This is a genomic window from Amycolatopsis japonica (genome assembly GCF_000732925.1).
Lineage (GTDB): Bacteria > Actinomycetota > Actinomycetes > Mycobacteriales > Pseudonocardiaceae > Amycolatopsis > Amycolatopsis japonica.
In genome coordinates, this window is the sequence record NZ_CP008953.1 from 8,799,627 (window position 1) to 8,820,975 (window position 21,349).

Consider the following 21,349-nt stretch of genomic DNA (forward strand, 5'->3'; position numbering starts at 1 on the left):
AAAAACCCGGGTGTCTTTGTCGGTGCCCGGGTCTAGCGTGTGCGCATGTTCGCAGTTCAGGCGAAAGCGCTGGTCAAAACCTACGGGTCCACCCGGGCGCTCGACGGGGTCGATCTGTCGATCCCGACGGGAAAGGTGCTGGGCCTGCTGGGGCCGAACGGCGCCGGCAAGACGACGACGGTCCGCATCCTGACCACCCTGCTCCGCCCGGATTCGGGCGAGGCGGAGGTGGCCGGGCACGACGTGCTGGCCCAGCCCGACGCCGTCCGGCGGTCGATCGGGCTGTCCGGGCAGTACGCCGCCGTGGACGAGAACCTCACCGGCTTCGAGAACCTGTACATGGTCGGCAGGCTGTACGGGAGCAAGAAGGCGGCGGCGAAGTCCAGGGCGCGTGAGCTGCTCGCCCGGTTCCGGCTGGAGGACGCGGCGGATCGACCCGCCAAGACGTACTCCGGCGGTATGCGGCGGCGGCTCGACCTGGCGGGTGCGCTGGTCGCCGAGCCGACCGTGGTGATCCTCGACGAACCGACCACCGGGCTCGATCCGCGCGGCCGGATCGACACCTGGGAGGTCATCAAGGAGCTCGTCGCCGACGGCACCACCGTGCTGCTGACCACGCAGTACCTGGAGGAGGCCGATCAGCTCGCCGACTCGATCGTCGTGATCGACAAGGGGAAGGTCATCGCGCGCGGCACCGCCGACGAGCTGAAGCAGGAGATCGGCGGCGAACGGCTGGAGCTCGTCGTGGCGAACACGAGCGATCTCGCCATGACCACGCAGGTGCTCACCGAGGTCGGCTCGGGCACCCCGACGGTCGACGAGCACACCCGCAAGGTCGACGTCCTGGTCGAGGGCGGGCCGAAGGCGCTGATCGAAGCACTGCGGCGGCTCGACGGACACGGCGTCGCCGTCCAAGACGTCGCGCTGCACCGGCCGACGCTCGACGACGTCTTCCTTTCGCTGACAGGGCACGCCACGGACGAGGGGGAAAAGAAGTGAGCGCGGTCGCGAAGGCCTTTTCCGACGGTGGCGTGATCACCTGGCGGAACCTGAAGAACGTCCAGCGCAACCCGGACTGGCTGATGGCGGCGACGCTGCAGCCGATCATGTTCGTGCTGCTGTTCGCGTACGTCTTCGGGGACGCGATCGGCGGTGAGGCGGGCGGGCTCGCGTACCGGGAGTTCCTGATCGCCGGCATCTTCGCGCAGACGGTCGCGTTCAACTCGGCGTTCACCGTGATCGGGTTCGCGAACGACCTGCAGAAGGGCATCATCGACAGGTTCCGTTCGCTGCCGATCTCGCGGCTCGCGGTGATCTTCGGCCGCACGACGTCCGACCTGGTGATCAGCGTGGTCGCGCTGGTCGTGATGTCGCTGTGCGGGCTGCTGGTCGGCTGGCGGATCCGCGGCAGCTTCCTCGACGCCGTGCTCGGCTACCTGGTGATGCTGATGTTCGCCTGGGCGCTGTCCTGGGTCGGCGCCTGGATCGGGCTGGTCGCGCGCAGTGTCGAGGTGGCGCAGAGTGCCGGGCTGATGTGGATGTTCCCGTTGAGCTTCATCTCGACGGCGTTCGTCCCGGCGGACAAGCTGCCGGGCGTGCTCAAGGCCATCGCCGACTGGAACCCGTTCACCGCGGTGATCAACTCGGCCCGCGACCTGTTCGGGAACCGCTTCGGCGCGCCCCCGACGGGCTGGCCGGCCGAGCACGCGTCGCTGTACGCGATCCTGTGCTGCATCGCCATCATCGCGATCTTCGCGCCGCTGGCGACGGCCCAGTACAAGAAGGTCGCGAGCCGCTAGAAAAACTTCTGTGCACAAATGTCGAACCGCCGTCGAGCTGCTCGACGCGTCGGTGAAGGCGGGGTAGAAAAGCCCCGCCAAGACACTGAGGAGCGACGATGCGGTTTCTGATGATGCACCGGCTGGACGAGAGCGCCCCGGAGGCCTGGAACCCCAGCAAGGAGTTCATCGAGAAGATGGGCGCCTTCATCGAGGACTCGTTCGAGAAGGGCATCCTCATCACGGCGGAGGGCGTGCACCCCTCCGAGCGGGGCGCGAAGGTCCGCAAGGCGCGCGGCGGCAAGATCACCGCGACCGACGGCCCGTTCACCGAGGCCAAGGAGGTCATCGGCGGGTTCGCGCTGATCAACGCAAAGGATCTGGCGGAGGCCGTCGCGTTCGCCGAGTCCTACGCCGCGCTGTTCGACGAGATCGAGGTCGAGGTCCGCACCGTCGTCGAGGCGGAGGACATCGAGGCCTTCACCTCATGACCCCACGCGTTTAGTCCTCTGGATGCGCTTTTTCGCATCCAGAGGACTAAACGCGGGTCGTCACTTCGTGATGGCCTTCTCGGCCTTCTTCGCCAGCTTCTCGGCGCGCTTCTCCGTCTTGGAGGCGGCCCGCTTGGCGCGCCAGCCGAGCGACGGCTTGCCCGCGGTGTCGGCGGCGGCCAGCAGCAGGCCACCGGCGAGACCGGCGTTCTTGATGAACTGGATCTGCTGCTGCTGACGCTCGGCCGGTTCCTTGATCTCCCAGAACCGGTGCGCGGCCAGCGTGGTCGGGACGAGGCTGCCGAGCAGCAGCATCGAGGCCAGGCGCGGCGCCTTGCCCGCGGCGAGCGCGACCCCGGCGCCGACCTTCACCGCGGCGTCGATCCGGACGAGGGTGGCGGGGTCGCGCGGCACCGATTCCGGCACCACGCCCTCCAGTTTGTCGAAGGACTCGGTGAGGAACGGCTCCACGGCTTTGGCGTGCCCCTGGGTGTCCCTCAGCGCACCGATCCCGCCGGAGATGAAGATCGCGGCGAGGAGCGGACGTGCGACGCGACGGAGAATCACGGTCGTAAACCTTTCTGGATCCGGACCCGGGAAACAAACCTATCCCCAGACTTCCCGCCCGCCACCGCGCCGAACCGCGCTAACGGTGTATCCCGGAATATTTCTCTAGTGCTAGATGACGCTAGATTTCACTAGCGGGCCCGATACGCCTTCGGCAGCTTGAAGCCGCGGTCGGCCGCGACCTGCCGCAGCCGGTCCGGATAGTCGGTGATGATGCCGTCCACGCCGTCGTCGATGAGCTTGTGCATGGTGGCCGGGTCGTCGATCGTCCAGGGCACGACCTTGATCCCCGCCCGGTGCGCCTCGGTGACCAGTGCCTTCGTGGTGAACGGCCGGTAGTCGGGGTCGCCGACCTTGCCGCCCTGCGGGTTGCCGTGCACCGGCGAAAGCGCGCTCGCGCCGAACGACTTCACCGCCCGGACGGGGCTGCCGCCGAAGTCGTCGATGTCGAGCCCGCCGAGCCAAGGCGACTTGCCCGGCTGCCCGACCTGCAGGAACTCGGGCTGGGTCAGCGCGACCGTCGGGATCCACGGCGCCACTTCACGAAGCCGCATCAGCGCGCCCCAGTCGAAGCTCTGGACGGTGACGTTGCGGGCGAACCCGCCACGCAGGATCTCGCGCACCACCCGCTGGACGAACTGCTCACGCGGCGCCGTCTCGTGCGGCGCGGCGGCCTCGACCTTGGTCTCGATGTTGAACTCGATCCCCCAGGCGTGGTGGTCCCTGGCGAGCTGGAAGAGCTCGGCGAGCGTCGGCATCTTGGCGCCGGGGGACAGTGTCTGACCGGGGTGGGCGGGCTGCCGGATCGAACCGCAGTCGAGCGTGCGGACCTGCGCGAACGTCAGGTCCTTCACGTATTTGCCGACGTACGGGTACGCCGGGTCGCCAGGCGTCGCGGGCGCGGTGTCGCGGCACTTCGCGGGTGTCGTCTTGCGGTCGTGGGTGATGACCTCGCGACCGTCCTTGGTGATCTGGATGTCGAGTTCGAGCGTGGTCACCCCCAGCTCCATCGCCTTGCCGAAGGACGCGAGCGTGCTCTCGACCGTGAGGCCGAGCCCGCCGCGGTGAGCCTGGATGTCGAAGGCGCGACGCGGCTGCGCGTCGGCGACCCCGGCCGTCGTCAAGGTCAGCGCAGCGGCCATGACCAGCGCGAATGTCTTCATCCGTGAACCATGCCACGGTCGGGTGAACTTCGATTGACTTTGACGCAACGTCAACCTCTACCTTCGTGGACATGCCGAACGAGACGGAGTGGTCGATCCAGGACATCGCCCGCTCGGCCGGGACCACGAGCCGCACGCTGCGCCACTACGGCGACATCGGGCTGCTCGAACCGAGCCGGGTGGGGAACAACGGATACCGCTACTACGACCAGGACGCGCTGGTGCGGCTGCAACGGATCCTGCTGCTTCGCGAACTCGGGCTGAGCCTGCCCGCGATCGGCGAAGTCCTCGAAGGGGAGCAGGACACGACGGCGGCGCTACGCACGCATCTGAAGTGGCTGGAGCAGGAGCGACAGCGGCTCGGGCGGCAGATCGAATCGGTCAAAACGACCTTGAGGAAGACGGAGAGAGGTGAACAACTGATGGCAACGGAAGTGTTCGACGGCTTCGACCACACGAAGTACGAGAAGGAGGTAACCGAACGCTGGGGCGCCGACGCCTACAAGCAGGGTGACCGGTGGTGGAAGTCGCTGAGCGCCGAGGACAAGAAGGCGCACCAGCAGGAACAGAAGGACATCGCGGCCGCGTTCGGCGAGGCCCGCGCGCAGGGCCTGCCCGCCGACGGTGACGAGGCCCAGGCGATCACGCGGCGGCTGTACGAATGGCTCCGGCCGGCCGTGCGAGCCGTGTCGAAGGGCTACTTCGCCGGTCTCGGGCAGCTGTACGTCGACGACCCGCGCTACGGGCAGTACGACGAGAAGCACGGCCCCGGCACCGCGAAATACATCCGTGACGCGATGACGATCTACGCGGAACGCAACCTGAGTGAGTAGGAACGAGGGACGGGGCTGCAGACCCATCTCTCGGCTCAACTGCGGGGTCTCCCGAAGGGCGCCCGCGCCCGACGGAGACTTCACCGTCGCGCGCCTCTTTTGGCCGAAGGCCACGGAAATGCGATGAAGGGGCGCCGCTGTTCGTCAAGGTGACGAGCGAACCGGAACAGCGCCTCTTCGGCGCTTTTCCGTCAGCGCGACACGCCGTAGGCAAATATCACTGCATATCGGGCGAGAGCTAGAAACCCCGATAGCGTGGGAGAGTGGATCCCATCCGCAACCCCTTCGCGCCGGGCGCCGGTCAACGGCCGCCCGAGCTGGCAGGTCGCGTCCGCGAGCTCCAGGCCTTCGAGGTCGTGCTCGAACGGGTCGCGCGGGGGAGACCGGAACGCAGCCTGATGCTGACCGGCCTGCGTGGCGTGGGGAAGACCGTATTGCTGGGCGAGCTGCGGTCGAGGGCCATCAAGCACGGATGGGGCGCTGGCAAGATCGAGGCCCGCCCGGACACCGAACTGAGGCGGCCGCTCTCGGCCGCGCTGCACCGCGCGATCCGCGATCTCGCCGTCCGCCATCGCGCGCCGGACCGGGTCGAGCAGGTGCTCGGCGTGCTCAAGGCGTTCGCGCTGCGCGCCAACAAACCGGACGCGAAGCTGCGCGACCGCTGGCAACCGGGCATCGACGTGCCCGCCGCGCAGGGCCGCGCCGATTCCGGCGACATCGAGATCGACCTGGTCGAACTGTTCACCGAGGTCGCGGAGCTGGCGGCCGACGTCGGCACCGGGGTCGCGCTGCTGATCGACGAGATCCAGGATCTGCTGCCGGAGGACGTTTCCGCGCTCTGCGCCGCCTGCCACGAACTTTCGCAGTCCGGGGCGCCGCTGGTCGTGGTCGGCGCGGGACTGCCGCACGTACCCGCCGTCCTGTCGGCGTCGAAGTCGTACTCGGAGCGTCTCTTCCGCTACGCGCGCATCGACAGGTTGGAGCGCGAAGACGCCGACCTCGCGGTGATGGCGCCGATCGAACGCGAAGACGCGGGCATCGAACCGGAGGCGCTGGACGCCCTGTTCGACGCGTCCGGCGGCTATCCGTACTTCATCCAGGCCTACGGCAAGGCCGCTTGGGATGCCGCGCCGGCGGACCCCATCACCGTGAAGGACGTCCAGGTCGCCGCCCCGGAGGCCGAGTCCGAGCTCGCGGTCGGCTTCTTCGGCTCCCGCTACGAACGCGCGACGCCCGCGGAACGTGAGTACCTGCTCGCGATGGCGGAGCTGACGCAGGGGCGGGACGAGTCCGCCGGGACCGCCGATGTGGCCGTCTACCTGGGGCGGAAGCCTTCGTCGCTGTCACCGGCGCGGGACAGCCTGATGAAAAAGGGCCTGGTGTACTCCGCCGAGCGCGGGCACATCGCCTTCACCGTCCCGCACTTCGGCCACTACCTGCTCGGCCGGGACTAAGCCTCTCTCAGGCTTTATAGCGTCAGCTCTAGAAAGAGGTAGAGAGCCCTAGCGCGCCACTCGATCGAGTGGTCTCGAAAGTCATCTGAGGCAACGAAAACCGAGGTTCGACCAGCAGAGTGCCGCTGAATTCGCAGCAGCATCGAGCGACAGCGGACCTGCGCCCTCAACTACGGCGAAAGTCGACTCGGAAGCACGACGACGAGAATCGCTACCGTCGCTGCCATGCGGGCCCGGTCGACGAAGAGTCGTTCATGAACTTCCGTCGCGTCGGCGGCACTCCGGGAAGTGCGCCACCCACCCGATTCCTCCCCCAGACGCTCGGCGTGGTCGCCGACGTGGCGGCGGTATCGGTCCTGATCGTCGGCGGCGGACTGCCGATCGTCTGGGCGACGAGCCTCGGCGCGGTGCTCCTCGGGGTGTTCGCCATCTGGCGGCGATGGGGCATGCCGGTCGACGTCCGGCTTGCCGCCGGCGCCGCGGTCGCGGTCGCCGGCGCGGGAGTCTTCGGTTTCTCGCTGGCGACGGAACGGAACACTCCCGATCGGACACCCGGCTTGGCCGCCGCGACCAGCACGTCACCCTCGTCTTCGTCACCCTCGCCTTCGGCGGCGCCACCAAGCGGCGGAGTGTGGCTCATCGACCTGCCGAAGGTCGAGGGCGGCTACGGAGATTGGCGACGTGGCGAAGCCGCCGTCGGCGGCCAAGTCTTCAAACACAGCTACATCGGCACCACGTGCTCGAAATCCGACGACGGCCATGAAGTCTTCGCCATCGATCAGCGCTTTCAACGCTTCCACGTGACGCTGGGCATCGCGGACGGCGCGCCCGCCGAGACCGTCACGCGGTTCGTGGTGAGGATCGACGGACGGGCGCTGGCCACCCGGGACCTTCGCGCCGGACAGGTCGATGTGCTCGACCTCCCCGTGGCCCAGGGCAAGCAACTGCTCCTCCAGGTGGACAACATCGACTCGCCGTGCAGCGCCACGGCGGCCTGGGCCGACGCGGTCCTGCGCTAGCCGCCGGCGTTATCAAGAAGTGACCGGCGCCACCAAATCTCTCCGGTTTTACGCTCATGTTGCCGATGATTCATCGGCAGGTGTGCCAAGTCACCGGATAATCGTTGGCTTCCTTGTGAAAAAGGGTGCATACTAGGAGCACAGCCACGAAGACGCAAGACCTACTCCCAAGGGGATGACAAAAACCGATGAACAACATCGCCGCCAAGCTCCGTGCCCGTCGCGCCGAGGCTCGCACTCGCCGGGCGCTGAACCGGGCGATCGACACCGCGGCCACCGCGACCGTTCGTCAGGAGCTCATCGCTATCTCCCAGGCGCGTCACACGCACATGCGCTGACCCGACAACAACCGTTGTAGGTGTCGCCCATTCGAGTGACCTACGACACATAGTGCGTGAGGTGTAACGCCGCGGAACGCGGCGTCGATACCCACTACGACCCCGTGATGCTGGCGGACCCCCGACCTGGCAGCATCACGGGGTTTCCATATGTCCGGACCCGAAAGATTTCTTGCCTTCACCGCTTCGCGGAGTAACACTTGACCTCGTCAACGAATCTGTTGAGGTGGTCAAATGAATCGATCCGCAGACCGGGTGGCGACCGTCCGGGCCTTCAACCGCCTGTACACCGGCGTGATCGGCGTCCTCGACGAAGGACCGGCCGACGCCGAGTACTCCCTGAGCGAAGCCAGGGTCATCTTCGAACTCGCGCAGCAGGAGCAGACCCAGGTCACCGACCTGCGCAAACGTCTCGACCTCGACGCCGGGTACGCGAGCAGGCTGCTCGCGAGGCTCGAGGGACGCGGCCTGCTCACCCGTGAACGCAGCGACGAGGACGCCCGCCGTCAGATCGTCCGGCTGACCGAGAACGGCCGCAAGGCCTTCGCTGTCCTCGACGAACGGTCGGTGGGCAGGATCGGCTCGCTGCTCGGCCGGTTCGGCGACGACGAACAGCAACGCCTGCTCGGTGCCATGGACACGATCACGTCGCTGGTCGGCGAACGCGCCGCGGATCCCACGCTGGTCCTGCGCCCGCCGCGGCCGGGTGACTTCGGCTGGGTGGTCCACCGTCACGGCGCCCTCTACTCCCGCGAGTACGGCTGGGACGAACGCTTCGAAGCACTCGTCGCCCGTGTCGTCGCGGAGTACGTCGACAGGCGCGGCGATCCGCGCCAAGCGGGCTGGATCGCCGAGCTCGACGGGGAGCGCGTCGGCAGCATCTTCTGCATGCCCGCCGAAGACGGCGTCACCGCGAAGCTGCGGATGTTGCTCCTCGAACCGGCCGCGCGAGGACGGGGTGTCGGGAAGCGCCTGGTCAGCGAGTGCGTCGAGTTCGCGAGGGCGTCCGGCTACCCGGCGATGGAGCTCTGGACGGTCTCGCTGCTGGAGGCGGCGAGGGCGATCTACCAGAAGGCCGGTTTCCAGCTGGTGAGCGAAGAGACGATCACGGGCTTCGGGTACGAGCTGACCGGGCAGACCTGGCGGCTGGAGCTGTGACGTGTTCGTCGTCTACTGCCCCGTCTGCGATCGGCGGTCCGTGGTCGGGGTCGACTCGATCGATTTCGTCGACGACCTGACCCCGGGCATGATCTCCGTCTCCGGTCGCTGCCCCGACGGCCACTACGCCGTCCTGCTGACCGGGAAGTCCTTCACGTCCCATGAACCCTGTGTGCGCGAAGTGCGGCAGGTGTTGAAACGGCGACGGCGCCGCACCAGGCTGGGTGCCTGGTTCGCGCGGCAGCGTGAACTGCACGACCGGCTCTTCCGCTATTGATGTCGATTCGCCGGGGGCTCGTTCGTCTAGGGGCCATCGATTCCAAGGAGGACACCATGCCCCAGTACGCCGGTTTCCTGCGGTCCCAGTCGGATTCGCATGATCACCTCGGCCCCGACGAAGCACAACGCGTGCTCGAGAGCTACATCGCCTGGGCCGACGAACGCACGAAGGAAGGCCGTTTCGTCGGCGGCGGCGGGCTGTCGCGAGGCGGCCGGGTGCTGCGCGGCACGGGCGGCGAGGTCGGCGCGACCGACGGGCCGCACACCGAAGCCACCGAGATCGTCGGCGGCTATCAGGTGATCGAGGCCGTGGACCTCGACCAGGCGGAGAAGATCTTCGCGACGCATCCGCATCTGAAGTTCGGGCCGATCGAGGTGCGCAAGATCGGCGAACGCGGTTGCGAGGACTGAGGTCGGCATGAGCCGCCCGGCCGGCGTGGTGGAGCACTTGTTCCGGCACAGTGCCGGGCGGATCGTCGCCACGCTGGCCAGGGCGCTCGGCCCCGAACGCCTGGACCTGGCCGAGGAGGCCGTCGCCGACGCGCTGGAGCAGGCGCTGCGGACCTGGCCGCAGAGCGGGGTGCCGGACAATCCGCGCGGCTGGCTGTTCCGGGCCGCGCGGAACCGGGCGATGGACGTCGTCCGGCGCGAACAGACCTTGCGCGCGCTGCTGCCGCGGCTCGTCGAGCTGAACGGCCACGAAGCCGACCGGCGTACGGACGACGAACTCGTGTTGATGCTGCTGTGCTGTCATCCCGCGCTGCCGACGGTCTCGCAGGTGGCGCTGACGCTGAAGACCGTCGGTGGGCTCGGGGTGAACGAGATCGCGGCGGCCCTGCTGACAAAACCGGCGACCGTGGCGCAGCGGCTCGTGCGGGCGAAGAAATGGCTGCGGGAATCGGGGAAGCCGCTCACCCTGCCAGGGCCGGACGCGCTGGAGTCCAGAGTGGACAGTGTGTTGGCCGTGCTCTATCTGCTGTTCAACGAAGGCTACGACGCGACGACCGGCGAGGTCGCGGTGCGCGGCGAACTGTGCGGCGAGGCGATCCGGCTGGGGCGGCTGCTGCTGGCCGAGCCGAAGACGGATCTGCCGAGGGTGCGGGCGCTGGTCGCGCTGATGCTGTTGCAGGGGAGCAGGCTGCCCGCGCGGGTGGACCGCGACGGTGACCTGCTGCTGCTCGACGAGCAGGACCGGGACCGCTGGGATCACGCGATGATCGCCGAGGGGACGCGGCTGTTCGAGCGGGCGTGCACCGGGCCGGAGATGTCGGCGTATCACGTCGAAGCGGCGATCGCGCTGTGCCACGGCACAGCCTCGCCGCCGGATTGGCGCCGGATCGTCGGCCTGTACGACGACCTGCTGGCGTTGCGGCCGTCGCCGGTGGCGCGGCTGAATCGCGCGATCGCGCTTTCGATGGTGGACGGGGCGGCGGCCGGGATCGCCGAACTCGAAGCCGTCGAAGCCGAACTGCCGGACTACACGCTGCTGCCCGCCGTCCTCGGCGCGCTGTGGCTGCGCGCCGGCGATCCCGGGCGAGCCGCGGACCACTACCGGCGCGCGCTCGCGCTGCCCTGCTCGGAGCCGCAACGTCGCTTCCTCAGCCGACGACTGGCGTCCTGCTCACCCCACTGACCAGGCATTTTTCGCTTCCCCGCGCGTACCCCACCCCCCACCGCTCCCAGGGGGGCGCGCCCCGCACCAGCGTATCGGGAGGGGGCGACGCGGGGTGGGTTCCAGTGGCCCAAGGGGCCGAGTTGTCCACAACGGCGGGTGGGTGTGGACAACTCGGGTGGATGTCTCAAAGGGGGCCTTCGGGACATTGAGCGTCTCAAAGGGACCCTTCAGGACACGGAGATCCGGCGGGCGGGGTGACGCGAAAGCCACTTTCGCGAAGTCCAGCGCGGAAGACACCTCCGGTTCACGCGGGCACGGTTACCTGGGGGAGTGAACTGGACGGCGTACGTCGACGGCTACTGCGAACGCCTCGCTCCCGGCCTCTGGGGCGAGCCGCTCAACAGTCTCAGCAATCTCGCGTTCCTGATCGCGGCGATCGCGGTCTGGCGGCAGCCGAAGGGCCGCGTCTTCGCCGTCCTCATCGGACTGGTGTTCCTCGGCAGCACGGCCTTCCACCTGCTCGCCACCCGCTGGTCCGCGGCCGCCGACACCGGCTTCATCCTGGTGTTCGTCCTGTACTACGCCGCCGTGTTCCCGCATCTGTTCTTCGGCGTCCGCCGCGGGCTCTCGTGGCTCGGCATTCCCGTGTTCCTCGCCTTCACCGCCGTCGTCGCGTCGCTGGGCGGCGGGCTGTACCTCTCGGCCTTGCTCGGGCTCGTGATCTTCGCGGTCATTCTCAAGGGTGAACATCGCCGCAGGTTCGCCCTCGCCGCGGGCGTTTTCGGGGTGTCCCTTTCGTTCCGCACGGCCGACCACACGGTCTGCGGGAACTTCCCCGCCGGAACGCACTTCCTCTGGCATCTGCTGAACGGCCTCACCCTCTACCTGGCGGCGACCACGGCCACGAAAAGGGCCGCGTCCCGGCAGGACGCGGCCCCTTCGATCAGCGGTGACTAGTGGACGCCGATTTCGCGGAGATCCTTGTCGTGTTCGTCGGCGTGGTAGTCCTCGGCCTCGGTGTCGTCCGTGCCGTTGAAGACCTTCAGCTGCCGCGCGATCACCGTGAAGATCACGGCGACCAGCAGGTTCGCGATCAGCGCCACGAACCCGACGTAGATCTGCAGCTGCGAGCCGCTGAGCGGGTGCCAGCCGAAGATCGACAGGTCCCCGAGCTTCAGCGCCGAGCCGCCGAAGTGCGCCTTGCCGGTCGCCGGGTTCGGGATGTTGTAGAGCATGATCAGGCCCCACCCGATGCCGACCACCCAGCCGGCGATCAGGCCCCAGCGGTGGAACCACCGCGTGTAGAGCGAGATCGCCACCGCGGGCAGCGTCTGCAGGATCAGCACCCCGCCGATGAGCTGCAGGTCGATCGAGAACTGCGGGTCGATGAACAGGATGAACGCCACCGCGCCGAACTTCACGATCAGCGAAGCGAGCTTGGCCTGCTTCGCCTCCTGGCCCGGTGTCGCGTTCTTCTTGATGTACTCCTTGTAGATGTTGCGGGTCCACAGGTTGGCCGCCGCGATCGACATGATCGCCGCGGGCACCAGCGCGCCGATGCCGATCGCGGCGAACGCGATCCCGGCGAACCACGACGAGAACTGCATGTCGAACAGCACGGGGACGACGGTGTTCGTGTCGGGCTTGCCGGTGGCGTTGTTCGTGATCGGCTTGACCGAGGCACTGATCGCGACGTAGCCGAGCAGCGCCAGCAGGCCAAGGACCAGCGAGTACGCCGGCAGCGCGACCATGTTCCGCTTGATCACGCTGCGGCCGCGCGAGGCGAGCACGCTGGTGAGCGAGTGCGGGTACAGGAACAGCGCGAGCGCCGAACCGAGCGCCAGCGTGGCGTACTGCAACTGGTTGTTGGCGTTGAGCAGGATGCCGTCCGCCGGAGACGGCGTCTTGTCGAACTTCGCGTCGGCGGCGTCGAAGATCGCCGACCAGCCGCCGAGCTTCGAGGGCAGGTAGATGATCGCCACGAGGATCACGAGGTAGATCAGGATGTCCTTGACGAACGCGATCAGCGCGGGCGCGCGAAGGCCCGACTGGTAGGTGTAGACCGCCAGGATGATGAAGGCGACCAGCAGCGGCAGGTGACCGACGATGCCGGAGCCGTTGATGCCCATGGTCCGCAGGACCGCCTCGAGCCCGACGAGCTGCAGCGCGATGTACGGCATCGTCGCGATGATGCCGGTGATGGCGATCAGCAGCGCCAGCGTCGGCGAACCGAACCGGCCGCGGACGAAGTCGGCGGGGGTGACGTAACCGCGGACGCGCGAGACCGACCACATGCGCAGCGCCGGCATCAACACGATCGGGTAGACGATGATCGTGTACGGCAGCGCGAACAGGCCCATCGCGCCGGCGCTGAACATCAGCGCGGGAACGGCCACGAACGTGTAAGCCGTGTAGAGGTCACCACCGAGCAGGAACCAGGTGATCCACGAGCCGAACTTGCGCCCGCCGAGGCCCCACTCGTCCAGGTGATCGAGGGTGTTTCCCGCCTTCCAGCGCGACGCGACGAAGCCGAGAACGGTGACGACCGCGAAGAGGATCGTGAAGATGATCAGCTCGGGCCATTGGATGTTGGTCACTTGACGTCCCCCTCGTCGAGCTCGTCCACGGACAGCCGGTCGGGACGCTCACTGGTCGGCTTGTCCTTCGTCATCACGTAGACGATCCATGTGCAGAGGACACCGACCACCACGAAGACGAATTGGAACCAGTAGAAGAACGGCATCCCGAACAGCCGGGGACCGTCCGAATTGAACAAGGACGTGATCAGCACCAGCAACGGGATGATCAACAGGAGGTTCCAGGGGCTGAACTGAAAACCCCTCACCTTCCCGTCTGCCTTACCTGACGCCATCGGACCTCACCTAACGTTCCCGTACCCCCGGATCGACCCGATGACCCTAGAACCTCTCCCCCGTCCGGGTCACGCTTGCCTGATATCGATTTGATCAGCGACGCCTCATACGACGAAGGGCGGTTGCCGTCGGAGTCCCCGGCGGATATCAATAGCCGCAAGTCGCGAACAGGAACTTCGCACGCAACATCAAAGGGGCATCGGATGAAGAAACTCCGCTATGCGGTGGTGATCCCGGCTGTCGCCGGCACCATGCTGGCCGGGTTCACGCCTGCGTTCGCAGGGCCGGAGGCTGCCGGGCAGCAGCCGCTGAACTCCACCAACATTCCGGCGAAGTACGCGGACCAGAAGCTGGACTGGCACAAGTGCACCGCCGGCGAGCTGCCGTCCGCGCCGCCTCCGGGGGCCGAGAACATCGAGTGCGCGACCTACCGCGCGCCGCGTAACTGGTACAAGACGAACGAGGCCATCGACCTGACGATCGCCGTCAGCCGCCTCGCCGCCACCAGCGGCAACGCGACGGCCAGTGTCATCACGAACCCGGGTGGTCCCGGCGCTCCCGGCCGTAACTTCCCGGCCCGTCTGCGCAACCAGACGAAGCTGCGCGCGAACCAGGAGATCATCGGTCTCGACCCGCGCGGCACCGGCAAGAGCACCAACATCACCTGCGGCAACGCGATCGGCACCGGCTCCGACCTGGACCCGCGCGACCGCAGCCGGGCGAACCTCAACCTGATCCTGGATGCCACCAAGTACGCGGCGGACTCGTGCCAGGTGAAGTCCGGCGAGCTGGGCCCGCTCATCAACACCGCCCAGACCATCCGCGACATCGACCTGCTGCGTGTCCTCCTGGGCCGCGACAAGATCAACTGGGTCGGCTACTCGGCGGGCACCTGGATGGGCGCGCACTACGCGCAGCAGTTCCCCACCCGGACCGGCCGCTTCCTGCTCGACTCCTCGACCGAGTTCACCACCACCTGGCAGAACTCGTTCGACGGTCAGCCGCTCGGCTTCGAGCGCCGCTGGCGTCAGGACTTCCTGCCGTGGATGGGCAAGTACGACAAGGTCTACGGCTTCGGCAAGAACGGTGAGGCCGCTCGCCAGACCTACGAGAAGGTCCGCTTCGCGCTGACCCAGAACCCGGTCGAGGTCGACGGCGTCCCGGTTTCGGCCAACGCCCTCGACTCGACCATCGCTTCGTACCTCTACTCGAAGCGCAACTTCCCGGCACTGGCCGACTACCTGGTCAACCTGAAGACGCTGACCGAGGGCACCTCGTCGCAGCAGCAGAAGGCCTCGGCCGCGCAGAAGGTCAAGGCCGAGACCGTCGACGGTGACGGCGTCATCGGCCCGCAGCCGCTGTTCGTCCCGAGCGACGGCGACTCCTACAACGCCAGCTTCTGGTCCATCCCCTGCAACGAGGGCAAGTGGACCGGCACCCGGCAGAGCGTCATCCGCCAGTCGCAGAAGCTGATCGACCGCGATCTGCCGCTGCTCGGCGCCGGCTGGCTGATCCAGCCGTGCATCTTCTGGAAGAACAAGCCGGTCGACCTGCCGAAGCTCGACGGCCGCGGCGTCCCGCCGGTGCTGATCGTCCAGTCGGTGCACGACCCCGCGACCCCGATCGAGGGCGCGACCCGTGCGCACCGCGCGTTCGCGAACTCGCGGATGATCACCGTGACCGGTGAAGGTGACCACGGTATCTACGCCGGCGGCAACGTGGGTGTGGACAAGGTCGTGGAGGACTACCTCGTCGACGGCAAGGTGCCGAACGACCAGAGCCTCCCCGGACTCCCACTTCCGGTGCCCGCGGGCGCCTGAAGCCACTAGGGATTGTGGCCCCGTCGAGTTTCGGCTCGGCGGGGCCCTTTTCTTGGGGTTGTCCACGACCTGTGCACAGAGTTGTCCACAGGCTGGGGGTAACTCGGCACGCGAGCGGTATTAGTATTGGGCTCATGGTGCGAGTGCCGTTGACGGACGAGGAACGCGAACGTGGCGAGCGGCTGGGGCTGGCGCTCCGGGACGCGCGCGCGGCGTCGTCGCGGAGCATGGTCGAGGTCGCGGCCGAGGCCGGGATCTCGGTGGAGACGCTCCGGAAGATCGAGACCGGGCGGATCCCGACGCCCGCCTTCTTCACCGTGATGGCGATCGCGGACGCCGTCGCGCTGCCGCTGGACGCGCTGCGTTCGGCCGCCGAGGGCGACGCCGAAGAGGTCGCCGAAGCGAGCTGACGAGGGCTTCAGCACCGCTTCGTGAGCAGTGGGCGTACGCGAAGCGGTGAAGGACGCTTTCGCTGCATCGCATGCGGTCAAGGCCCCCTTCATCCCACTTTCCACAGGGCCCCGCCGTTGTGGACAACTACCGCCCTCGATCCCCTTCCACCCCGTTCCCGTCACCCACCGCCGATACGCTGGTGCAGGGCGCGCCCCCCAGGGATGGGTGGGGGGTGGGGTTGCGCGGGTGACGCAGAGATCAGGGGCGCAGAGCGGCCAGGGCGTGTGCCCGGTCGTTCAGGTAAAGGAAGCCGTCGATCGGCAGGTCGAAGCTGTTCAGCAGGCTTTCCAAGGTGGCGTACTCGTCCACGCCGAGGTTCAGGTTCTCCTTCAGCGCGTGCGCGACGAGGACGTCCGCCAGTTCTTCCCACTCACCCGACCAGTGCAAGGTGCGGTAGAAGGCCAGGACGTCCGGCGCGATCCGGTCGCCGATCTGGTCGAGCAGGCTGTCGCCGAAGAAGCTGATCCGGCCGGCGGCGAGGTCGGCGACGGTCGGGTTCGCCGGGTCGGCGGCGGTGTCGGGATTGCGGACCACGCCGGGGCCCGCCACCGGATAACCCGTCTTGACGTGGCCGTTGTCTTCGACCAGCACGATCAGGTGCACGCCGTACCGTTCGCCGGCGCAGCGCCAACGGCCGTTGTGGAGTCTGAGGCGGGGTTCGCTCGGATCGTTCGCGACGTCCTTGATCACCGCGATGATCTGCTCGTCGGTCCAGCCCGCGGGGAACTCGCTGGTCGCCCGCCGCCCCTTTCCCGGTGCGTGCCCGCCGCCCACTCGTGCTCCTTTCGTCGCATCGAGGGTAACCCGCGTTCGGAGTATCCGAATGATCCGAACGCGGGAACGGGTGACCTCAGGCGATCACGCTGAGCAAGACGGCACCGACGACGAGGACGTCGACACCGCGCAGGGCCTGAAGCCCGGCCGCCCCGCCGCTGACGTCGTAGTTCATCGGTGGCCGGGTCGCCGTCCGCAGCGCGGCGAAGACCGCGAGCGGGATCGCGAGCCACACCGGCCAGGCCGGGATCACGCCGAGGAGCAACGTCACGAGACCGAGCAGGATCCCCCAAGCGATACCGAGCAGGGTGATCACCAGCCCGTTGACCAGCCGCAACTCCCAGTCGGACGCGCCGAGCCACCGCCTGCGGCCGGGGTTGCGCCACAGTTCGCCGAGCCCGCCGACGAACGGCACGAGCGCCGCGTACGCGCCGAGCGTGAACAGCGCCGCCGCGGGGATCGCCGGGAAGGCCAGGTGCGCGACGCCGACCAGGCACGCGATCACCACGCTCGCCGCCGCGTAGCGCGCCCGGCCGAGCACCCCGGCCCACGCGAGCCGCAGCGCCGTCGGACGCCGCAGCGACAGCCACGGCACCGGTTTCGACTCCGGGATCAGCAGCATGGGATCCATGAACACCGCGGCCATCGCCCGCAGCAGCCGCGCGTTCCAGCCGTCGACGAGTTCCTGACGGCCGACCCCGGACATCGGCTCGCCGCCGAAGGCCACCGCGACCGCCACCACGAACAACGCGCCGGCCAGCACCTCGACGGCGACCGGGCCGAGGCCCGCGGCCGCGAACGCCAGACCGGCGAGCGCGAGCACGACCGGCGCGAGCGTTTCCCCGCGGATCGCCGTCCGCCGCGCGGTGACGGCGGCCAGGATCGCGCCGGAGGCGGTCAACGCCGACATCGCGATCCACACGTCCTTCGATCCGCCGCCGATCGCGGTGACCAGCGCCCCGGTGTAACCGACCACCAGGACCAGGCCGGACCACAGCGTCCACATCCGCTTCACGACGACACGGCGCCTGTCGACGCGGGCGAAGTCCATCCACGTCAGCGCCGCCGGTTCGGCCCAGACGAAGCCCCGGCGCAGGAGGCCGCGCCAGAACATCGCGCAGAGCACGACCAGCAGCCCGAAGACCGCCGGGAAGTCCACAACGGACTGTCCAAAGAGGAAATCGCGGAGCTTCGGCAGGTTCTGGAAGGCGGTGAACAGCGCGCCGAAACCGAACAGTGCCAAAAAGGTCTGGTAGTCGCCGTTGAGCAGCCCGCCGAATCGCTGACGTCCGGGCACATGCGTTGGCGCCTTCGTGGTCACCACAACTCAAGGGTGGAGTCGGCCGCTTCCAGCAGCGGCGGATGATGCGTGGCCACGACGACGGCCGCCCCGGCGTCGGTCGAACGCTTGATCAACGACGTCAGCCATTCCTTCCCCGCGACGTCGAGCGCCCGCTCGGGCTCGTCGAGCAGCAGGACGTCGTGCGGCCGCGCCGTCGCGCCGAGGAGCAACAGCCGACGGCGTTGCCCGGCCGAGAACTTGCCCGCGGTGACCTTCGCCCGCTCGGCGAGCCCCGCGTCCGCGAGGAGCGCGTCGAAATCGCCGAGATCGGCACCGAACGAACCCTCCAGCAGTTCGAGATGCTGGAGCGGGGTCAGCTCGGCGAAGAAATCGGAGTCGTCGAACAGAACGGAAACCTTGCGACGGAAGGAAACATCGCGTTCGTCGGGTTTTCCGCCCGCGACGACGACGCGGCCGCGCTGCGGAGTTTGCGTTCCGTACAAACACCGCAACAGGGTCGATTTCCCGACTCCGTTGGGGCCGACGATGACCGCGCATTCGCCCGCCTCGACCTCGAAGTCGAGGCCGTCGAACAACCAGTGCTCCCCGGCCTGGACGCCGAGCCCGCGTACGTCGATCATTTGCCGCGCAAGGATTCGATCACCGGAGCGAGCGCGTCCATGTTGTGTTCCAGCACGGTGAAGTAGGTGAAGCCGAAGCGTTCGCGATGCGCCAGGATCTGTTCCGCGATCTGCTCGTGGGTGCCGACCAAAGCCGTCGGCAGCTCGGCGAGTTGTTCGACGGTGAGCGTGCCGTCGAGTAACTCTCGCAGGCTCTCCAACCCTTTTCGCCGGTCTTCGACCACGGCGACGAAATGCGAGAGGGTATTGAATTCGACCGCGCGGCCGTTCAGTTTCCCGCGGACGAAGTTCACCCGCTCCTCGATTCCGGCCGCGTCGTCGACGGCGAGCGCGCCACCATCGGGAACGGCCGCCGTGCCGGTGAAGCCGATGATGTCGGCGTGTTCGGCCGCCAGGGTGAGGAGCCGGTCGCCGCGGCCGGCGATCATCAGCGGCGGGCCCGGTTTCTGCACCGTCGGCGGTTTGTGGTTTTCGTCGGCATAGAGCCGTTTCAGCTCTTTTATGGTGTTTTCGAGATGGTCGACGCGTTTGCCCGCACGCGGGAACTCCATTCCCGCCGCTTCGAATTCGGCCTTCACGTAACCGGCCCCCAGGCCGAGCTCCAGCCTGCCTTCGGTGAACTGGTCCGTGCCGGTGACGTCGCGGGCCAGCAGCACCGGGTTGTAGAAGGCGGTGTTGATGACGAAAGTGTTGAGCCGAGGGCGGTTCGTCACCTCGGCGGCGAGCACGAGGGCCGGGAACGGCGGCGCCATGCCGAGGTGGTCGGCCGCGCCGATCACGTCGAATCCGAGGTCCTCGGCCTTGCGGCACTTTTCGACCCACGCGGCACGGCTTTCCGGGACGACCATGTTGACGCCGAATTTGACCATGCGGCCACGGTACCGAGCGCACAGGAAGAAGGCCTCATCCTCGGGAATGACTCCGAGGATGAGGCCTTCTCCGGCGTCCGGATTATCAGCCGAGGCGCTGCTTGAGCGCGTCCAGCTCGTCACGCAGCGACGACGGGACCTTGTCGCCGATCTTCTCGAACCACTCCTCGATGAGCGGCAGTTCCTGACGCCACTCGTCGGCGGAGACGTCCAGCGCGGCCTGGATGTCGGCCAGCGGCTCCTTGAGGCCGTCGGTGTCGAGGTCCTCGGCGTTCGGCACGAAACCGACCGGGGTCTCGTTCGCGTTGCCCTTGCCCTCGACGCGGTCGATGACCCACTTCAGGATCCGCGAGTTCTCGCCGAAGCCCGGCCACAGGAAACGGCCGTCGTCGCCACGGCGGAACCAGTTGACGTAGAAGATCTTCGGCAGCTTGTCCGCGTCGGCGTTCTTGCCGAGGTCCAGCCAGTGCTTGAAGTAGTCACCGGCGTGGTAGCCGAGGAACGGCAGCATGGCCATCGGGTCGCGGCGCACGTTGCCGACCGCGCCGGCGGCGGCCGCGGTGGTCTCCGACGACATGGTGGCGCCCATGAACACGCCGTGCTGCCAGTCGCGGGCCTCGTTCACCAGCGGGACCGTGGTCTTGCGGCGGCCGCCGAACAGGATCGCCGAGATCGGCACGCCCTGCGGGTCGTCCCACTCCGGCGCGAGGATCGGGCACTGCGACATCGGGGTGCAGTAGCGCGAGTTCGGGTGCGCGGCCTTCTCTTCCGACTCCGGCGTCCAGTCCTGCTTCTTCCAGGAGGTGGCGTGCTCGGGCTTGTCGCCCATGCCCTCCCACCAGATGTCGCCGTCGTCGGTGAGCGCGACGTTCGTGTAGACCGTGTTGCCCTTTTCGATGGTGCGCATCGCGTTGGGGTTGGTGTGCCAGTCGGTGCCCGGCGCGACGCCGAAGAAGCCGAACTCGGGGTTCACCGCGTACAGGCGGCCGTCCTCGCCGAACCGCATCCACGCGATGTCGTCACCGAGGGTCTCGGCGCGCCAGCCGGGGATGGTCGGCTGCAGCATGGCGAGGTTGGTCTTGCCGCAGGCACTCGGGAACGCCGCCGCGACGTAGTGGACCTTGTCCTCGGGCGAGATCAGCTTGAGGATCAGCATGTGCTCGGCCAGCCAGCCCTCGTCGCGGGCGATGACCGAACCGATGCGCAGCGAGTAGCACTTCTTGCCCAGCAGCGAGTTGCCGCCGTAGCCGGAGCCGTAGCTCCAGATCTCGCGGGACTCGGGGAAGTGCGAGATGTACTTGGTGGTGTTGCACGGCCAGGAGACGTCCTCCTGGCCCGGCTCCAGCGGCGCGCCGACGGAGTGCAGGGCCGGGACGAACTCGCGCTCGGTGCCGTCCTCGGTGACGAACTTGTCCAGCGCGGCCTTGCCGGCGCGGGTCATCACGCGCATGGAGGCGACGACGTAGGCGAAGTCGGTGATCTCGATGCCGAGCTTGGGGTCCTCGGCTCCGAGGGGGCCCATGCAGAAGGGGATGACGTACATCGTGCGACCGCGCATGCACCCGCGGTACAGCTCGGTCATCGTGGCCTTCATCTCGGCCGGGTCCATCCAGTTGTTGGTGGGACCGGCGTCCTCTTCGTTCTCGGAACAGATGAAGGTGCGTTCTTCGACGCGGGCGACGTCATTCGGGTCGGAAGCCGCCCAGAACGAGTTGGGCTTCGCGTCGAGCTGCACGAACGTGCCGGCGGAGACCAGCTCGGCGTTGATCCGGGCGGCCTCTTCGTCGGACCCGTCGACCCACACCACACGGTCCGGAGTGGTCAGTTCGGCGACCTCCCGGACCCAGGACAGCACGCCACTGTGCGTCGTCGGCGCATTTTCCAGTCCAGGGATGGCGACTGCGGTCATCTCTACTCCTGACTTCCGACGGCAGAAGCCCAC

The 21,349-nt window shown here is 67.8% G+C and carries 23 protein-coding genes; 14 read left to right on the forward strand and 9 right to left on the reverse strand.

The features are described from left to right. Window positions 1-45 precede the first annotated feature (45 nt). From AJAP_RS41005 to AJAP_RS41015, 3 genes are all read left to right on the forward strand, one after another. Window positions 46-999, forward strand: a complete 954-nt coding sequence (locus AJAP_RS41005; protein ID WP_038521766.1) for a daunorubicin resistance protein DrrA family ABC transporter ATP-binding protein — start codon at window positions 46-48, stop codon at window positions 997-999. Continuing rightward, window positions 996-1,799, forward strand: coding sequence for an ABC transporter permease (locus tag AJAP_RS41010; protein WP_037334316.1), 804 nt, complete (start codon window positions 996-998; stop codon window positions 1,797-1,799). Before AJAP_RS41005 ends, AJAP_RS41010 begins: the two co-directional genes overlap by 4 nt. A gap of 98 nt (window positions 1,800-1,897) precedes the next feature. Then, entirely contained in the window at window positions 1,898-2,269 is a 372-nt protein-coding gene (locus AJAP_RS41015) for a YciI family protein (RefSeq protein ID WP_083649874.1), read from the forward strand. A 60-nt stretch (window positions 2,270-2,329) separates the two neighbouring features. Here AJAP_RS41015 and AJAP_RS41020 read toward each other — a convergent pair whose 3' ends face one another. Together AJAP_RS41020 and AJAP_RS41025 are read right to left on the reverse strand one after the other, a co-directional pair. Beyond that, window positions 2,330-2,836, reverse strand: a complete 507-nt coding sequence (locus tag AJAP_RS41020; protein ID WP_038521769.1) for a DoxX family protein — start codon at window positions 2,834-2,836, stop codon at window positions 2,330-2,332. Window positions 2,837-2,967: 131 nt separating this feature from the next. Then, window positions 2,968-3,999: a glycerophosphodiester phosphodiesterase family protein gene (locus AJAP_RS41025; RefSeq protein ID WP_038521772.1), complete on the reverse strand. Its 1,032-nt coding sequence runs from the start codon at window positions 3,997-3,999 to the stop codon at window positions 2,968-2,970. A 71-nt stretch (window positions 4,000-4,070) separates the two neighbouring features. Here AJAP_RS41025 and AJAP_RS41030 point away from each other — a divergent pair, with 71 nt between their 5' ends. The 9 genes from AJAP_RS41030 (at window position 4,071) to AJAP_RS41065 (ending at window position 11,652) form a co-directional block, all read left to right on the forward strand. Then, the gene (locus AJAP_RS41030) at window positions 4,071-4,832 is read left to right on the forward strand and encodes a MerR family transcriptional regulator (RefSeq protein WP_038521774.1); all 762 of its coding nucleotides are present in this window, start codon (window positions 4,071-4,073) and stop codon (window positions 4,830-4,832) included. Between the two features lie 263 nt (window positions 4,833-5,095). Further along, window positions 5,096-6,286 carry an ATP-binding protein gene (locus AJAP_RS41035; protein WP_007032375.1) on the forward strand — a complete coding sequence of 397 codons (1,191 nt, stop codon included), beginning with the start codon at window positions 5,096-5,098 and terminating at the stop codon, window positions 6,284-6,286. 254 nt (window positions 6,287-6,540) lie between these two features. Further along, entirely contained in the window at window positions 6,541-7,305 is a 765-nt protein-coding gene (locus AJAP_RS41040; RefSeq protein WP_038521776.1) for an NPCBM/NEW2 domain-containing protein, read from the forward strand. A 188-nt stretch (window positions 7,306-7,493) separates the two neighbouring features. Beyond that, window positions 7,494-7,643: a hypothetical protein gene (locus AJAP_RS44495; RefSeq protein WP_007032374.1), complete on the forward strand. Its 150-nt coding sequence runs from the start codon at window positions 7,494-7,496 to the stop codon at window positions 7,641-7,643. A gap of 234 nt (window positions 7,644-7,877) precedes the next feature. Next, window positions 7,878-8,801 (forward strand): bifunctional helix-turn-helix transcriptional regulator/GNAT family N-acetyltransferase, encoded by a 924-nt coding sequence (locus tag AJAP_RS41045; RefSeq protein ID WP_038521779.1) that lies wholly within the window; start codon window positions 7,878-7,880, stop codon window positions 8,799-8,801. Between the two features lies 1 nt (window position 8,802). After that, a complete protein-coding gene (locus tag AJAP_RS41050) occupies window positions 8,803-9,078 on the forward strand; it encodes a hypothetical protein (protein WP_038521781.1) in 276 nt (91 codons plus the stop codon). A 56-nt stretch (window positions 9,079-9,134) separates the two neighbouring features. After that, a complete protein-coding gene (locus AJAP_RS41055) occupies window positions 9,135-9,491 on the forward strand; it encodes a YciI family protein (protein ID WP_038521784.1) in 357 nt (118 codons plus the stop codon). 7 nt (window positions 9,492-9,498) lie between these two features. After that, window positions 9,499-10,713 carry an RNA polymerase sigma factor gene (locus AJAP_RS41060; protein ID WP_038521788.1) on the forward strand — a complete coding sequence of 405 codons (1,215 nt, stop codon included), beginning with the start codon at window positions 9,499-9,501 and terminating at the stop codon, window positions 10,711-10,713. A 312-nt stretch (window positions 10,714-11,025) separates the two neighbouring features. Continuing rightward, window positions 11,026-11,652 (forward strand): hypothetical protein, encoded by a 627-nt coding sequence (locus AJAP_RS41065; protein ID WP_038521791.1) that lies wholly within the window; start codon window positions 11,026-11,028, stop codon window positions 11,650-11,652. Here AJAP_RS41065 and mctP read toward each other — a convergent pair. Both mctP and AJAP_RS41075 read right to left on the reverse strand, forming a co-directional pair. Then, entirely contained in the window at window positions 11,649-13,292 is a 1,644-nt protein-coding gene (gene mctP, locus AJAP_RS41070) for a monocarboxylate uptake permease MctP (protein ID WP_038521794.1), read from the reverse strand. The genes AJAP_RS41065 and mctP overlap by 4 nt on opposite strands. Then, on the reverse strand, window positions 13,289-13,567 hold the full coding sequence (locus AJAP_RS41075) for a DUF3311 domain-containing protein (protein WP_038521797.1): 279 nt from the start codon (window positions 13,565-13,567) through the stop codon (window positions 13,289-13,291). The genes mctP and AJAP_RS41075 overlap by 4 nt, the downstream gene beginning before the upstream one ends. 204 nt (window positions 13,568-13,771) lie before the next feature. Between AJAP_RS41075 and AJAP_RS41080 the strand changes: the two genes are divergently transcribed. Together AJAP_RS41080 and AJAP_RS41085 are read left to right on the forward strand one after the other, a co-directional pair. After that, the gene (locus tag AJAP_RS41080) at window positions 13,772-15,388 is read left to right on the forward strand and encodes an alpha/beta hydrolase (RefSeq protein ID WP_038521800.1); all 1,617 of its coding nucleotides are present in this window, start codon (window positions 13,772-13,774) and stop codon (window positions 15,386-15,388) included. 134 nt (window positions 15,389-15,522) lie between these two features. Beyond that, on the forward strand, window positions 15,523-15,798 hold the full coding sequence (locus AJAP_RS41085; protein ID WP_038521803.1) for a helix-turn-helix domain-containing protein: 276 nt from the start codon (window positions 15,523-15,525) through the stop codon (window positions 15,796-15,798). 241 nt (window positions 15,799-16,039) lie between these two features. Here AJAP_RS41085 and AJAP_RS41090 read toward each other — a convergent pair whose 3' ends face one another. From AJAP_RS41090 to AJAP_RS41110, 5 genes are all read right to left on the reverse strand, one after another. Beyond that, on the reverse strand, window positions 16,040-16,615 hold the full coding sequence (locus AJAP_RS41090) for an EndoU domain-containing protein (protein WP_038521804.1): 576 nt from the start codon (window positions 16,613-16,615) through the stop codon (window positions 16,040-16,042). A 76-nt stretch (window positions 16,616-16,691) separates the two neighbouring features. Beyond that, entirely contained in the window at window positions 16,692-17,939 is a 1,248-nt protein-coding gene (locus tag AJAP_RS41095) for a DUF6297 family protein (RefSeq protein ID WP_038521807.1), read from the reverse strand. Continuing rightward, the gene (locus tag AJAP_RS41100; protein ID WP_038521810.1) at window positions 17,933-18,538 is read right to left on the reverse strand and encodes an ABC transporter ATP-binding protein; all 606 of its coding nucleotides are present in this window, start codon (window positions 18,536-18,538) and stop codon (window positions 17,933-17,935) included. Before AJAP_RS41100 ends, AJAP_RS41095 begins: the two co-directional genes overlap by 7 nt. After that, complete coding sequence (locus AJAP_RS41105) at window positions 18,535-19,407, reverse strand: LLM class F420-dependent oxidoreductase (RefSeq protein ID WP_038521812.1); 873 nt, start codon at window positions 19,405-19,407, stop codon at window positions 18,535-18,537. Before AJAP_RS41105 ends, AJAP_RS41100 begins: the two co-directional genes overlap by 4 nt. Before the next feature lie 85 nt (window positions 19,408-19,492). Continuing rightward, complete coding sequence (locus tag AJAP_RS41110; RefSeq protein WP_038521813.1) at window positions 19,493-21,316, reverse strand: phosphoenolpyruvate carboxykinase (GTP); 1,824 nt, start codon at window positions 21,314-21,316, stop codon at window positions 19,493-19,495. Window positions 21,317-21,349 lie beyond the last annotated feature (33 nt).

What these genes read in the sequence shown, in the direction of transcription:
- AJAP_RS44495 (WP_007032374.1), top strand. Translation starts at nt 7,494, where the DNA reads ATGAACAACATCGCCGCCAAGCTCCGTGCCCGTCGCGCCGAGGCTCGC.
- AJAP_RS41025 (WP_038521772.1), bottom strand. Translation starts at nt 3,999, where the DNA reads ATGAAGACATTCGCGCTGGTCATGGCCGCTGCGCTGACCTTGACGACG.
- AJAP_RS41080 (WP_038521800.1), top strand. Translation starts at nt 13,772, where the DNA reads ATGAAGAAACTCCGCTATGCGGTGGTGATCCCGGCTGTCGCCGGCACC.
- AJAP_RS41060 (WP_038521788.1), top strand. Translation starts at nt 9,499, where the DNA reads ATGAGCCGCCCGGCCGGCGTGGTGGAGCACTTGTTCCGGCACAGTGCC.
- AJAP_RS41015 (WP_083649874.1), top strand. Translation starts at nt 1,898, where the DNA reads ATGCGGTTTCTGATGATGCACCGGCTGGACGAGAGCGCCCCGGAGGCC.
- AJAP_RS41055 (WP_038521784.1), top strand. Translation starts at nt 9,135, where the DNA reads ATGCCCCAGTACGCCGGTTTCCTGCGGTCCCAGTCGGATTCGCATGAT.
- AJAP_RS41075 (WP_038521797.1), bottom strand. Translation starts at nt 13,567, where the DNA reads ATGGCGTCAGGTAAGGCAGACGGGAAGGTGAGGGGTTTTCAGTTCAGC.
- AJAP_RS41105 (WP_038521812.1), bottom strand. Translation starts at nt 19,407, where the DNA reads ATGGTCAAATTCGGCGTCAACATGGTCGTCCCGGAAAGCCGTGCCGCG.
- AJAP_RS41100 (WP_038521810.1), bottom strand. Translation starts at nt 18,538, where the DNA reads ATGATCGACGTACGCGGGCTCGGCGTCCAGGCCGGGGAGCACTGGTTG.
- AJAP_RS41005 (WP_038521766.1), top strand. Translation starts at nt 46, where the DNA reads ATGTTCGCAGTTCAGGCGAAAGCGCTGGTCAAAACCTACGGGTCCACC.
- AJAP_RS41040 (WP_038521776.1), top strand. Translation starts at nt 6,541, where the DNA reads ATGAACTTCCGTCGCGTCGGCGGCACTCCGGGAAGTGCGCCACCCACC.
- AJAP_RS41085 (WP_038521803.1), top strand. Translation starts at nt 15,523, where the DNA reads ATGGTGCGAGTGCCGTTGACGGACGAGGAACGCGAACGTGGCGAGCGG.
- AJAP_RS41045 (WP_038521779.1), top strand. Translation starts at nt 7,878, where the DNA reads ATGAATCGATCCGCAGACCGGGTGGCGACCGTCCGGGCCTTCAACCGC.
- AJAP_RS41030 (WP_038521774.1), top strand. Translation starts at nt 4,071, where the DNA reads ATGCCGAACGAGACGGAGTGGTCGATCCAGGACATCGCCCGCTCGGCC.
- AJAP_RS41110 (WP_038521813.1), bottom strand. Translation starts at nt 21,316, where the DNA reads ATGACCGCAGTCGCCATCCCTGGACTGGAAAATGCGCCGACGACGCAC.